Raw genomic sequence first — 13710 nt, forward strand, 5'->3', positions numbered from 1 at the left:
TGCTATGATCGGACCCCTGCGCCGCAAAGAGTACAAACTCCCCGGCGCATGTTTGGCCGCCCGTGATCGGCCTTGCGCTCACCGCAACTGACCTGATTAGGAGAATCATCATGGCTTTCGAATTGCCGCCGCTGCCCTACGCACACGATGCCCTGCAGCCGCACATCTCCAAGGAAACCTTGGAATACCACCACGACAAGCACCACAACACCTATGTCGTGAACCTGAACAACCTGGTGCCTGGCACCGAGTTCGAAGGCAAGACCCTGGAAGAAATCGTCAAGTCTTCCTCGGGCGGCATCTTCAACAACGCCGCTCAGGTCTGGAACCACACCTTCTACTGGAACTGCCTGGCGCCAAACGCCGGCGGCCAACCAACCGGCGCACTGGCTGAGGCCATCAATGCGGCGTTCGGTTCGTTCGACAAGTTCAAGGAAGAGTTCACCAAGACGTCCGTCGGCACCTTCGGTTCCGGTTGGGGCTGGCTGGTGAAAAAGGCTGACGGTTCCCTGGCCCTGGCCAGCACCATCGGCGCCGGCAACCCGCTGACCAGCGGCGACACCCCGCTGCTGACCTGCGACGTATGGGAACACGCCTACTACATCGACTACCGCAACGTGCGTCCAAAGTATGTGGAAGCGTTCTGGAACCTGGTCAACTGGAAGTTCGTGGCTGAGCAGTTCGAAGGCAAGACCTTCACTGCCTAAGCAGCGCGTTCAGTAAAAAGAGCCCGGCGATTGCCGGGCTTTTTTGTGCTCGCCAGGCAGACCGCCCAGAAATAGCGGAACTCAACAGTAACAATTCACCACACAAACGCCAGGAGGAATAAACCTCCTGATTCTAATTAAATGTGGAGAATAACGATGGATCCTATTTCGATGGCAGCAGGGGTTGCAGGTGCGATCCCAATGGTCGCGGGTGTTGTTGATAAAGGGCTGGATCTGGCAAACGGTGCAATGAATGCCGGAAACAAAGTCCTGGACATGGCAAGCAAAGTCCTGGACATGGCCGGTGAAAGCTCCAAGATCGGTGGGGAAGCGCCAAAGCCCCAGGGTAAAATCGATTTTTCTTAAATCGTCACCCACTCGAAGGCGGACCTCCTCCGCCTTCTCCGCTGCAGGGCTTTGAGCCCCCTGATCTTTCCTGCGTTTATCCGGCCAAAACCTCAATTAAGCTGCGGCCCCAATGTCCCTTTGACTGCCATCCTCAGATTGCCAATACTCATGGCATATTGACGGCCACCCGCATGAGACAAGGAATGCCCCTTTGAAGCTGGAACTCAAAAACAGCTTGTCGGTGAAGTTGCTACGGGTTGTGCTGCTGTCGGCCTTGATCGTCGGCGTGGCGTTGAGCGTGGCGCAGATTGTTTTTGATGCCTACAAGACGCGCCAGGCTGTGGCTGGCGATGCGCAACGTATCCTCGACATGTTTCGCGACCCCTCGACCCAGGCCGTCTACAGCCTGGACCGCGAGATGGGTATGCAAGTGATCGAAGGGTTGTTCCAGGACGACGCCGTGCGCATGGCCTCCATCGGTCATCCCAACGAGACCATGCTGGCGGAAAAAAGCCGTGCGTTGCAGCAATCCCCCAGCCGCTGGCTGACCGACCTGATTCTCGGCCAGGAACGCTCCTTTACCACCGCATTGGTCGGCAAAGGCCCCTACAGCGAATATTACGGCGACCTCAGTATCACCCTGGATACCGCCACCTATGGCAGAGGTTTTCTGGTCAGCTCGGTCATCATCTTTATCTCGGGCGTATTGCGCGCCCTGGCCATGGGGCTGGTGCTGTACCTGGTGTATCACTGGATGCTGACCAAACCGCTGTCACGGATTATCCAGCACCTGACCTCGATCAACCCGGACCGCCCCAGCGCACACAAGATCCCTCAGCTCAAGGGCCACGAACGCAACGAACTGGGGCAGTGGATAAACACCGCCAACCAGTTGCTCGAGTCCATCGAGCGCAATACCCACCTGCGCCACGAGGCCGAATCCAGCCTGTTGCGCATGGCCCAATATGACTTCCTGACCGGCCTGCCCAACCGCCAGAAGCTGCAGGAACAGCTGGACAAGATCCTCACTGACGCCGGCCGCAGGCAGCGCCGGGTGGCGGTGTTGTGCGTTGGGCTGGATGATTTCAAGAGCGTCAACGAACAATTCACCTACCAGGCCGGCGACAAACTGCTACTGGCCCTGGCCGATCGCCTGCGCGCCCACAGCGGACGCCTCGGCACGCTTGCCCGCTTGGGAGGCGACCAGTTCGCCCTGGTGCAGGCCGATATCGACCAGCCTTACGAAGCCGCCGAACTGGCGCAAAGCATTTTGGATGACCTGGAGGCGGAGTTCGCACTTGAGCATGACCTGATCAGGCTGCGTGCCACCATCGGCATCACGCTGTTCCCTGAAGATGGCGACAGCACCGAGAAGTTGCTGCAAAAAGCCGAGCAGACCATGACCCTGGCCAAGAGCCGCTCGCGCAACCGCTATCAGTTCTACATCGCCAGCGTCGACAGCGAAATGCGCCGGCGCCGCGAATTGGAAAAGGACCTGCGCGATGCGCTGAGCCGCGACCAGTTCCACCTGGTGTACCAGCCGCAAATCAGCTACCGCGACCATCGCGTAGTCGGCGTAGAGGCCCTGTTGCGCTGGCAACACCCGGAACACGGCCTGGTACCGCCGGATCTGTTTATTCCGCTGGCGGAACAGAACGGCACCATCATCCCGATCGGCGAATGGGTGCTGGACCAGGCGTGCCGGCAACTGCGCGAATGGCATGATCAGGGCTTCACCACGCTGCGCATCGCCGTCAACCTGTCCACCGTGCAACTGCACCACACCGAGTTGCCGAGGGTGGTCAACAACCTGATGCAGATCTATCGCTTGCCGCCCCGCAGCCTGGAACTGGAAGTGACCGAGACCGGCCTGATGGAAGACATCAGCACCGCCGCCCAGCACCTGCTGAGCCTGCGTCGCTCCGGGGCGCTGATCGCCATTGATGACTTCGGCACCGGTTATTCATCCCTGAGCTACCTGAAAAGCTTGCCGCTGGACAAGATCAAGATCGACAAAAGCTTCGTCCAGGACCTGCAGGATGATGACGATGACGCAACGATCGTGCGCGCCATTATCCAACTGGGCAAAAGCCTGGGTATGCAGGTGATTGCCGAAGGCGTGGAGACCGCCGAACAAGAGGCGTACATCATCTCCGAAGGCTGCCATGAGGGTCAGGGTTATCACTACAGCAAACCGCTGCAGGCGCGGGAGCTGGCGGCTTATTTGAAGCAGTCCGAGCGTAATAACGCGGTGAGTCTGTGAATTAACCAACCAATACCAAATATTTCCCGCGTATAAGCCTTTACACAAAATGCAAATCTTTCGCATTATGTCGCAGCTTTTGCGCTCCCCGCGCGCCCTATTCACACTCGAAGCAGGATGTTCGCCATGATTCGTATGCCCCTGGCCACCGCCAGTCTGCTGGCCATTGCCATTTCTCTCGCCGGTTGTGGCGAAGGTAAAGACAAGGCCGCCGCGCCTCAAGCACCCGCCGCCGCCAGCACAACCGCACCGGCTGCCGGCCAGGTCGACGAAGCAGCCGCCAAGGCGGTTGTCGCGCACTACGCAGACATGGTGTTTGCGGTATACAGCGATGCCGAATCCACCGCGAAAACCCTGCAGACAGCGGTCGACACCTTCCTCGCCAACCCGAACGACGAAACCCTGAAAGCGGCCCGTACCGCCTGGATCGCCGCGCGCGTCCCGTACCTGCAAAGTGAAGTGTTCCGCTTCGGCAACACCATCATCGACGACTGGGAAGGTCAAGTGAACGCCTGGCCCCTGGACGAAGGCTTGATCGACTACGTCGACAAGTCCTACGAGCACGCCCTGGGTAACCCGGGCGCCAACGCGAACATCATTGCCAACAGCGAGATCCAGGTCGGCGAAGACAAGATCGACGTCAAGGAAATCACCCCGGAAAAACTCGCCAGCCTCAATGAGCTGGGCGGTTCCGAGGCGAACGTTGCCACCGGCTACCACGCCATCGAATTCCTGCTCTGGGGCCAGGACCTCAACGGCACCGGCCCAGGCGCGGGCAACCGTCCGGCCTCGGACTACCTGACGGGTGACGGTGCCACCGGCGGTCACAATGAGCGCCGCCGCACTTACCTGCGCGCAGTGACTCAACTGCTGGTCAGCGACCTGGAAGAAATGGTCGGCAACTGGAAACCCAACGTCGAAGACAACTACCGCGCCACCCTGGAGTCGGATCCGGCTACCGACGGCCTGCGTAAAATGCTGTTCGGCATGGGCAGCCTGTCTTTGGGCGAGCTGGCCGGCGAGCGCATGAAGGTGTCCCTGGAAGCCAATTCGCCGGAAGACGAACATGATTGCTTCAGCGATAACACCCACAACTCGCAGTTCTACGACGCCAAGGGCATCCGCAACGTTTATCTGGGTGAATACACCCGCGTTGACGGCACCAAGCTGACCGGCGCCAGCCTGTCGTCCCTGGTAGCCAAGGCCGATCCGGCTGCCGATGGCGCCCTCAAGGCGGACCTGGCGGCAACCGAAGCGAAGATCCAGGTCATGGTCGACCGCGCCAACGCCGGCGAGCACTACGACCAGTTGATCGCCGCAGGCAACGACAAGGGCAACCAGATCGTACGCGACGCGATTGCCGCCCTGGTCAAGCAGACCGGTTCGATCGAGGCCGCTGCCGGCAAGCTGGGCATCAGTGACCTGAACCCGGACAGCGCTGATCACGAGTTCTGATCCCTGCGGTACTGAAAAAGGTGACCTTGTGGGAGGGGGTTTGCTCCCGATAGCGGTGGATCAGCAGATACATTCTGCTCTGATCAGCTGCTATCGGGAGCAAGTCGAACCGTCGCACCGCCCCTCCCACATTTTGCTGCGTATAACCTCAAGCACTCTGGTTTACATGCCCAGCACCGTCGGTAGAATGGCGCCTCTGCCCAATCACCCGAGCGAACTTCATGGCGTTGCCGACCCTACGTATCATCGGTTTCATCATCGGCATCTTCCTGATCACCCTTGCCGTCGCCATGGTCATCCCGATGGCCACCCTGGTGATCTTCGAACGCACCAGCGACCTGCCCTCATTCCTGTGGGCCAGCCTGATCACCTTTATCGCCGGGTTGGCCCTGGTCATCCCCGGTCGCCCGGAGCATGTGCACTTGCGCCCCCGGGACATGTACCTGCTGACCGTCAGCAGTTGGGTGGTGGTGTGCATCTTCGCCGCCCTGCCCTTTTTGCTGACCCAGCACATCAGCTACACCGACTCGTTCTTTGAAAGCATGTCCGGCATCACCGCCACCGGCTCCACCGTGCTGAGCGGCCTGGACAGCATGTCGCCGGGCATCCTGATGTGGCGTTCGCTGCTGCACTGGCTCGGCGGTATCGGCTTTATCGGCATGGCGGTGGCGATCCTGCCGCTGCTGCGTATTGGTGGTATGCGCCTGTTCCAGACCGAATCCTCGGACCGCTCGGAAAAGGTCATGCCCCGCTCGCACATGGTGGCGCGGCTGATCGTGGCGGCGTATGTGGGCATCACCATCCTCGGCAGCCTGGCATTCTGGTGGGCCGGAATGGGTTTGTTCGATGCGATCAACCACGCAATGTCGGCGATTTCCACCGGCGGGTTCTCCACCTCGGATGAGTCCCTCGCGCACTGGAAACAACCGGCCGTGCACTGGGTCGCGGTGGTGGTGATGATCCTCGGCAGCTTGCCGTTCGCCCTGTATGTGGCCACGTTGCGCGGCAACCGTCGAGCGCTGATCAAGGACCAGCAGGTGCAAGGCTTGCTCGGCCTATTGCTCGTGACCTGGCTGGTGCTCGGCACCTGGTACTGGTGGACCACCGACCTGCATTGGCTCGATGCCTTGCGCCATGTGGCGCTGAATGTGACTTCGGTAATGACGACCACCGGATTTGCACTGGGGGACTACAGCCTGTGGGGCAACTTCTCACTGATGCTGTTCTTTTACCTGGGCTTTATCGGCGGCTGCTCGGGCTCCACGGCCGGCGGCATCAAGATCTTCCGTTTCCAGGTCGCCTATATCCTGCTCAAGGCCAACTTGAACCAGTTGATCCACCCACGTGCGGTAATCAAGCAAAAGTACAACGGTCATCGCCTCGACGAAGAAATTGTGCGGTCGATCCTGACCTTTTCATTTTTCTTTGCCATTACCATCTGCACCATCGCCCTGGCCTTGTCACTGCTGGGCGTGGACTGGATGACCGCGCTGACCGGTGCCGCCAGCACCGTGTCCGGCGTCGGCCCGGGCCTGGGTGAAACCATCGGCCCGGCCGGCAACTTCGCCACCCTGCCGGATGCAGCCAAGTGGATTCTGTCGCTGGGCATGCTGCTGGGTCGACTGGAGATCATTACCGTGTTTGTGCTGTGTATTCCGGCATTTTGGCGCCACTGACCGACGACATTTCCTGCAGCCGTGCCCGGTACTCGCCGGGCGTGGCATTGAACCAGCGGCGAAACGCGCGGAAGAAGTTGCTCGGGTCGGCGAACCCCAGCAGGTAGGCAATTTCCAGCAAGGTCATGTTTGGCTGCGCCAGGTATTGCTCGGCCAGCTCGCGGCGGGTGTCATCGAGCAAGGCCTGGAAACTGGTGCCCTCCTCCTGCAAACGTCTTTGCAAGGTACGTTGGGACAGATGCAGTGTCTGGGCCACCGCTTCGCGCTTGGGCTCCCCCTGGGGCAGCAGGCGGCACAACACCTGTCGCGCGTTGTGGGTGACGCGACTTTCAGAGAAACGCGCCAGGTATTCACCGGCAAAACGATCATGCAATAGCGCCATGGCCTCGTTGGCCGTGGGCAGCGGTGCATCCATGTCGGCTTGCTCGAAGATCAGCGCGTCATAGGGTGCATTGAATTGCAGCGGCGCATGGAAGGCCTGTTTGTACGGCGCCAGGTCCGCTGGTTGATCGCCCTGCAGCAGCACTTTGCGCGGTTGCAGGATGCGCCCGGTAAGCCAGCCGCACAGCGCCAGCGCACTGGCCAGCGAGGCTTCGGCGCTTTGCCGGGTCGGCGGCAGATGATCGCCATGCACTGTCAGAATCAACGCATAGCCTTCGGGCAAGAGTCGGAAGCTCAAGTCAGCGCTTTCGGCGATGATGCGCTGGTAGCGCACCAATCGCATAAAGCCTTCAGCCAGAGTGTTGCTGGACATCAGCGCATAACCGGCAACATGGAACGAGGCCGGCCGCACCACCTTGCCCATGTTCAAGCCAATCGCCGGGTTGCCTGACACCTCCACCGCCCGCTGCCACAGGCGGGTCATGGAATCCTGGGGAAAACGCGCGTCCGGGTCACTGAGGGCGGCATAGTCCAGGCCCAGTTGCTTGAACAACGCACGGCAATCCAGGCCGTCCATTTCCAACGCCTTGACTATCCCCATCGCCCAGCTTGCAGAAGTTGTTCGTTCGCTCATGGCGTCTTCTTATTGAAAGCAGGCTCAAACGGCAGCCAGGAAGCCAAGGATACTAAAGTGGCATCTATTGTCACTGGCTGATACCACTGATCACTCTAGACTCAAATAAGCTCCCCGCCGAACACCTGTTGGGCGGCACAACAACCAGAGGGCCGGCCACCGTGGAAAACACCAGGAAATTCAACAGCTTTGCCGAGTTTTACCCGTACTACCTGAGCGAACATGGCAACAGCACCTGCCGGCGCTTGCATTTCATCGGCACCACCCTGGTGATCGGTATCCTCGCGTACGCCATAGGCCGGGGGTCACTGCTCCTGTTGCTGGCCTTGCCAATCGCTGGCTACACCTTTGCCTGGATTGGCCACTTCTTTTTCGAAAAGAACCGTCCGGCGACCTTTCAGCACCCGTTCTATAGCTTGCTGGGGGATTTCGTGATGTACCGCGACATGATCCTGGGCAAGGTACCGTTCTAGGGGGCGTTCTCATGTCACTTGCGTCGCAAGTATTAAAAATTGTGCGTCCGCCGAGATAAAAGTCTTTTTGTCATTTACGGTGCTGTATCCTGCCAAGGCTTTTTGAGAGCGCGCAATCACCTGCGATTGAAAACAGACCTTGCGAGGAGCGACGACGATGCACGAGATACCTAATCTCCCCTTCCCAAGCCTGCACCCAACCGAGCAGCCAACACCGCAGCAGGCCAGCAACAAGCAGCCTGCGACCAAAGAAGCAAAACCAGTCGACAGCAAACGCCAAGACTGACGCCGTACCAGACCGTGTGGAAAGCGCACCTTTGAGCGCTTTCCACACTGCCTGAATCATTCGAGACGCTCATCATGACCACAACCCTTCCCGATACGCCGGATGCCGCCGTGCTCGACGCTGCCTTGCAGATGGTCGAAGTCTGGAACCGCCTCAGTGCAGACAAGCAAGCCGCACTGCTCAAGCGCTTCGGCACCCAGGAAAATGCCCTGGCGGCCCTGGTGACGACTCAATTGCTGGCTCCCGCCCAAGCCTGATGCATCTTTGATCCGAGGTTTTACATTTTTGCCGCCCTGCCCGGCCTGCGCGCCGGTATCATTAGCAGCCTATCTTTACCTGCTGCGACAGTGGACCTCTCCCATGCCAGATACCCAGCGACCCATGGCCGTCACGCTGCAAGTCGTTTCCATCGTGCTGTTTACCTTTATCGGCTACCTGAATATCGGCATCCCCCTGGCTGTACTGCCGGGCTATGTGCATAGCCAATTGGGCTATGGCGCCGTGATCGCCGGGCTGGTCATCAGCGTGCAATACCTGGCGACCCTGTTGAGCCGCCCCTATGCCGGCAAGATTATCGACAACCTGGGCAGCAAGCGCGCCGTGCTGATTGGCCTGGTGGGCTGCGGTTCAAGTGGCGTGTTCATGTTGCTGGCGGCGTGGTTTTCCAGCCTGCCGGCAGTGAGCCTGGGCAGCCTGTTGATCGGTCGACTGGTGCTGGGCAGCGCCGAAAGCCTGGTGGGTTCCGGCGCGATCGGCTGGGGCATCGGCCGCGTTGGCGCGGCGAACACCGCCAAAGTCATCTCCTGGAACGGTATCGCCAGCTACGGCGCGCTGGCGGTCGGCGCACCATTGGGGGTGCTGTTGGTCAGCCGGTTCGGGCTGTGGAGCATGGGCGTGAGCATCATTCTGCTCGCCGTGCTGGGCGTGTTGTTGGCCTGGAAAAAACAAGCCGCGCCGATTGTACCCGGCGTACGTCTGCCGTTCATGAATGTGCTGGGCCGCGTGTTGCCACACGGTTGCGCGCTGGCGCTGGGCTCCATCGGCTTTGGCACCATCGCCACCTTTATCACCCTGTATTACACCACCCAGCACTGGGATAACGCGGTGTGGGCCTTGAGCCTGTTCGGCGCCAGTTTTATCGGCGCACGCTTGCTGTTTGGCAATTTGATCAACCGCATTGGCGGCTTTCGCGTCGCGATTGCCTGCCTGTCGGTGGAAGTCCTCGGCCTGCTGTTGCTGTGGCTGGCGCCGGATGCCCAACTGGCGCTGGCTGGCGCGGCGTTGAGCGGCTTCGGCTTTTCTCTGGTATTTCCGGCGCTGGGCGTGGAGGCGGTCAACCTGGTGCCCGCCTCCAGCCGTGGCTCGGCGGTAGGCGCCTATTCGCTGTTTATCGACTTGTCCCTGGGCATCACCGGGCCACTGGCAGGCGCCGTGGCAGCAGGTTTCGGCTTTGCATCGATCTTCCTGTTCGCCGCCCTCGCCGCCGCCGCCGGTTTGCTGCTGAGTCTGTACCTGTACCGCCAGGCACCCAAGGCCCGGGAAACACGCGATGCCTAGAAGTCGACCTTGCCTCGCCCGGCCTTGATGCTGCCGCGCTTGGTCTTGGACTCCAGGCGGCGCTTCTTGGACCCCAGGGTGGGCTTGGTCGGACGGCGCTTTTTCTCGACCTTGGTGGCGCTCTGGATCAATTCCACCAGGCGCTCCAACGCATCGGCACGATTCTGCTCCTGGGTACGGTATTGCTGGGCCTTGAGCACCAGCACACCTTCGCTGGTAATACGGCTGTCGCGCAGCGCCAGCAAGCGTTCCTTGTAGAACTCCGGTAATGAAGACGCCGGAATATCAAACCGCAGGTGCACCGCACTCGACACTTTATTGACGTTCTGACCACCGGCGCCCTGGGCGCGGATTGCGGTCAGCTCGATCTCGGCATCGGGCAGCTGTACGTTATTGGAAATCACCAGCATGAGTAACACGGTCCTCCGGAAGAAGCCCTAGGATACGCGAATGCACCTTGGCCATCCCCTCAAACAACAAACCCGGCACAAGGCCGGGTCTGCTTAACAACATTGACGCTTACTTCACCGCGGGGACCGCCATATCCACGGACTGCTGCGCCCGCTTGTTCTTGATCCAGTAACACACCCCCATGAACGCCACCCACACCGGGATCGCGTACACCGAGCGGTCAATGCCTGGAATCATCAACATGGTGCCCAGGATAAACACCACGAACGCCACACAGATAATGTTGCCATACGGATACCACAGCGCCTTGAACAGCGGCACCTGGCCGGTGCGATTCATGTGCTGGCGGAACTTGAAGTGCGAGAAGCTGATCATCGCCCAGTTGATCACCAGCGTGGCCACCACCAGCGACATCAGCAGTTCCAGCGCGTTATGGGGCATCAGGTAGTTCATCAGCACCGCCACCAGGGTGATCGCCGCCGAGGCCAGGATCGAGCGCACCGGCACGCCACGCTTGTCGATCTTCGCCAGGGCCTTGGGCGCGTCGCCCTGCTCGGCCATGCCCAGCAACATACGGCTATTGCAGTAGGTGCCGCTGTTGTACACCGACAGCGCCGCCGTCAGCACCACGAAGTTGAGGATATGCGCGGCGGTATTGCTGCCCAGCATCGAGAACACCTGCACGAACGGGCTGCCACTGTAGGCATCGCCAGAGGCGTTGAGAGTCGCCAGCAGGCTGTCCCACGGCGTCAACGACAACAGCACCACCAGGGCACCGATGTAGAAAATCAGGATGCGGTAGATCACCTGATTGATCGCCTTGGGGATCACGGTGCGTGGTTGATCGGCTTCGGCGGCGGTAAAACCAAGCATTTCCAGGCCGCCGAACGAGAACATGATGATCGCCATGGCCATCACCAACCCGCCAACACCATGGGGGAAAAACCCGCCGTGGTCCCACAGGTTGCTCACCGAGGCTTGCGGGCCGCCGCTGCCACTGACCAGCAGGTAGCTGCCCAAGGCAATCATGCCGACAATTGCCACCACCTTGATGATGGCAAACCAGAACTCGGCTTCACCGAAGACCTTGACGTTGGCCAGGTTGATCACGTTGATCAGCACGAAGAAAGCCGCCGCAGACACCCAGGTCGGGATCTCCGGCCACCAGTAGTGCACGTATTTGCCGACAGCGGTCAGCTCCGACATTCCCACCAGAATGTAAAGAATCCAGCAGTTCCAGCCCGACAGAAAGCCGGCGAAACCGCCCCAGTATTTGTGGGCAAAATGGCTGAACGAACCGGCTACCGGCTCCTCGACGATCATTTCGCCAAGCTGGCGCATGATCATGAAGGCGATAAAGCCGCAGATGGCATAGCCCAGGATCATCGACGGGCCGGCGGATTTGAGCACCCCGGCCGAGCCCAGGAACAGACCGGTGCCGATGGCGCCACCGAGGGCGATCAACTGGATATGCCGATTTTTCAGGCCGCGTTTCAGCTCGCCTGAAGAGGAATGGGTTCCACTCATGAAAGGGTCTCACGCAAGGTTTGAGGATATGAATGCAGGTTGCTGCCTTGAATTACCGACTCAAGCAGCGCCGTTCAAACCCCAGCGCAGGCACCAGGAGTACAGCGTCTTTCTAACGGTCATGCGTCACCTGTTTGTTTTTATCTGTGACGAAATCGAACCCGTCCGGCTCGTGGCCAGGCGGAGTGATCAGGGGGATCGAACCCTGAGGTCTTGGCCTTTTGCGTGGGTACGCAAGGGGAGTCACAGTAAAACGCGGCGCATTGTACACCGCTCGACAGCTTCGGCACGCCCCAACAGAGTGCACGCGACAAACTGTCAGCCAATCCTTACAGCTACAGGTCGCTCAAGACTCTCGGGGCAAATTCGTAAACTTATCGTTACAATGCGGAAACACTGCGTTACAGCCAGGTTTTACGGTCAGCCAACGGAAAATTGTCAGTGGGGATTTTCTGAATAAACGGTTCAGCCAATACGCTGTTTTTTCTGAATAAAAAATAGCTCGCCAAAAACAGAAGAAAAAATCCAAATGAAACCGTGTCAATATTTTTTTTGCATTTCGAAACACTCTCTTCTAGGTTCTTTCCACTTGCCCACGAAGCCCGCGGGCAAGCCGTTCTCAATCAACGTCCTCTAGGAGATACACCATGCAAGCACTGGAAAAAGACCTGGAAACCGAACTGCAACTCGACGATTGGTTTGAAGCGCCGACCCATGAGGCCGCCGTTGAAATGATGCAAGCCGATGCCGTTGTGCCTTTCGGCACCGCGATGTGGCCTTTCTAATACCCGGCAGGCATCCGGCAGGTGCTGTGCACGGCACCTGCCCCCTTACCCAAGGCACAGAAGGACACCCGTCATGGACAAGGCCCGCGCCGTCGAACACTTTCTCTACTACCTCGCACACCACCCAGCCCTCAGCGGCCTGAGTCGCCCCACCGTGCTGCTGGGCCATACCGAACGCTACGACGCCATCGCCCAGGCAATCACCCACGGCAGCGCCGCCCACTTCAACTTCCAGTTGCAACGCCTGGACCTGGCTCCCAGCGAAGCCCTGGTGCAAGCCATCGAAGACTGTGACCTGTACCTGTTTCTCTACGACTCTTCCACCCTGCCCAACCCACGCGCCGAAGGCCCGGACTTTATCCGCGCCCTGCACGGCGTGATGGCCGAGCACTGGAAGAAATCCCTGCTATTCAAGGATTATGGTGATTACTTCTACGACACCTTCAGCGTCGAGCCACAGCGTATTGCCGACCTTAACGCCACGCTGATCCGACGCATGTCCCAGGCCAATGTACTGAGCTTTACCGACAAGCACGGTTCACGTCTTGAAGCGCCGATGAGCAGCATCAAAAAGTGGACCAATATCAACGGCGTGGGCAACCACGACCTGGCCCCCGGCGAAATCGCCACCCACAGTGAAGCCATCAACGGCCAGGTGCGGTTTGTCGGTACCTTCCTCAGCACTATTCCGTTTGCGCGCAAATACGGCGTGCTGCAATCACCGCTGGAATTGTGGATCGAGAACTCGACCATTTGCAGCGTGGCCAGCGACGTGCCGGGGCTGGCGGATGATTTCAACAAGTACCTGAATGCCAACCCGTCCAACCGTCGGGTGGAGGAGCTAGGGATTGGCACCAACGAAGGGGTCAAGGATCTGTATGCGCGCAATGCCGGGTTCGAGGAGCGCCATTGCGGGCTGCACCTGGGCCTGGGCGGCGGGCAGAAAGGCAGTCATCACTTGGATTTGATCTTTGCCAGTGGGGTGTTGGCGCTGGATGACAAGCCGGTGTTTGATGGCTCCTTTGCCTTTTAAAAGATCATCAGACATGTAGATATCCCTGTGGGAGCCGGGCTTGCCCGCGATAGCGGTGGGTCAGTTAGCACAAAGGTGACTGGCACACCGCTATCGCAGGCAAGCCAGCTCCCACAGTTGATTGCATTTCAAATTCAGATCAAAAAAAACGCCAACCCTAGGGTTGGCGTTTTT

Annotated in this window: 13 protein-coding genes; 10 read left to right on the top strand and 3 right to left on the bottom strand. The window is 59.4% G+C overall.

Features of this window, described 5'->3' with window-relative positions:
* The first annotated feature begins 110 nt into the window (after nt 1–110).
* The 5 genes from E4O97_RS22270 (at nt 111) to E4O97_RS22290 (ending at nt 6449) form a co-directional block, all read left to right on the top strand.
* Nucleotides 111–707, top strand: a complete 597-nt coding sequence (locus E4O97_RS22270) for a Fe-Mn family superoxide dismutase (protein WP_003212997.1) — start codon at nt 111–113, stop codon at nt 705–707.
* Between the two features lie 156 nt (nt 708–863).
* Complete coding sequence (locus E4O97_RS22275) at nt 864–1073, top strand: hypothetical protein (protein WP_143508477.1); 210 nt, start codon at nt 864–866, stop codon at nt 1071–1073.
* A gap of 193 nt (nt 1074–1266) precedes the next feature.
* Nucleotides 1267–3318, top strand: a complete 2052-nt coding sequence (locus E4O97_RS22280; RefSeq protein WP_078822163.1) for a GGDEF domain-containing phosphodiesterase — start codon at nt 1267–1269, stop codon at nt 3316–3318.
* A gap of 126 nt (nt 3319–3444) precedes the next feature.
* Nucleotides 3445–4773, top strand: a complete 1329-nt coding sequence (locus tag E4O97_RS22285; RefSeq protein ID WP_248162269.1) for an imelysin family protein — start codon at nt 3445–3447, stop codon at nt 4771–4773.
* Nucleotides 4774–4994: 221 nt separating this feature from the next.
* Entirely contained in the window at nt 4995–6449 is a 1455-nt protein-coding gene (locus tag E4O97_RS22290) for a TrkH family potassium uptake protein (protein ID WP_032879741.1), read from the top strand.
* On the opposite strand, the gene E4O97_RS22295 is transcribed toward E4O97_RS22290, so the two are convergent.
* Nucleotides 6406–7464: an AraC family transcriptional regulator gene (locus tag E4O97_RS22295; RefSeq protein WP_248162271.1), complete on the bottom strand. Its 1059-nt coding sequence runs from the start codon at nt 7462–7464 to the stop codon at nt 6406–6408. The genes E4O97_RS22290 and E4O97_RS22295 overlap by 44 nt on opposite strands.
* A gap of 161 nt (nt 7465–7625) precedes the next feature.
* Between E4O97_RS22295 and E4O97_RS22300 the strand changes: the two genes are divergently transcribed.
* The 3 genes from E4O97_RS22300 to E4O97_RS22310 all read left to right on the top strand — a co-directional run bounded on the left by E4O97_RS22300 (nt 7626) and on the right by E4O97_RS22310 (nt 9780).
* On the top strand, nt 7626–7937 hold the full coding sequence (locus E4O97_RS22300; protein ID WP_005790802.1) for a DUF962 domain-containing protein: 312 nt from the start codon (nt 7626–7628) through the stop codon (nt 7935–7937).
* A 360-nt stretch (nt 7938–8297) separates the two neighbouring features.
* On the top strand, nt 8298–8480 hold the full coding sequence (locus E4O97_RS22305) for a hypothetical protein (protein ID WP_032879737.1): 183 nt from the start codon (nt 8298–8300) through the stop codon (nt 8478–8480).
* Between the two features lie 103 nt (nt 8481–8583).
* Nucleotides 8584–9780: an MFS transporter gene (locus E4O97_RS22310; RefSeq protein ID WP_005790807.1), complete on the top strand. Its 1197-nt coding sequence runs from the start codon at nt 8584–8586 to the stop codon at nt 9778–9780.
* Here E4O97_RS22310 and arfB read toward each other — a convergent pair.
* The gene (arfB, locus tag E4O97_RS22315; protein ID WP_003193787.1) at nt 9777–10190 is read right to left on the bottom strand and encodes an alternative ribosome rescue aminoacyl-tRNA hydrolase ArfB; all 414 of its coding nucleotides are present in this window, start codon (nt 10188–10190) and stop codon (nt 9777–9779) included. The two genes, E4O97_RS22310 and arfB, sit on opposite strands and share 4 nt — an antisense overlap.
* Nucleotides 10191–10299: 109 nt before the next feature.
* Nucleotides 10300–11718: an amino acid permease gene (locus E4O97_RS22320; RefSeq protein ID WP_032879735.1), complete on the bottom strand. Its 1419-nt coding sequence runs from the start codon at nt 11716–11718 to the stop codon at nt 10300–10302.
* 647 nt (nt 11719–12365) lie between these two features.
* On the opposite strand from E4O97_RS22320, the gene E4O97_RS22325 reads away from it, so the two are divergent.
* Nucleotides 12366–12503, top strand: a complete 138-nt coding sequence (locus E4O97_RS22325; RefSeq protein WP_003237751.1) for a hypothetical protein — start codon at nt 12366–12368, stop codon at nt 12501–12503.
* Nucleotides 12504–12576: 73 nt separating this feature from the next.
* Complete coding sequence (locus E4O97_RS22330; protein ID WP_248162280.1) at nt 12577–13536, top strand: leucyl aminopeptidase; 960 nt, start codon at nt 12577–12579, stop codon at nt 13534–13536.
* Nucleotides 13537–13710 lie beyond the last annotated feature (174 nt).

Source organism: Pseudomonas sp. W15Feb34, assembly GCF_023127765.1.
Classification (GTDB): Bacteria; Pseudomonadota; Gammaproteobacteria; order Pseudomonadales; family Pseudomonadaceae; genus Aquipseudomonas; species Aquipseudomonas synxantha_A.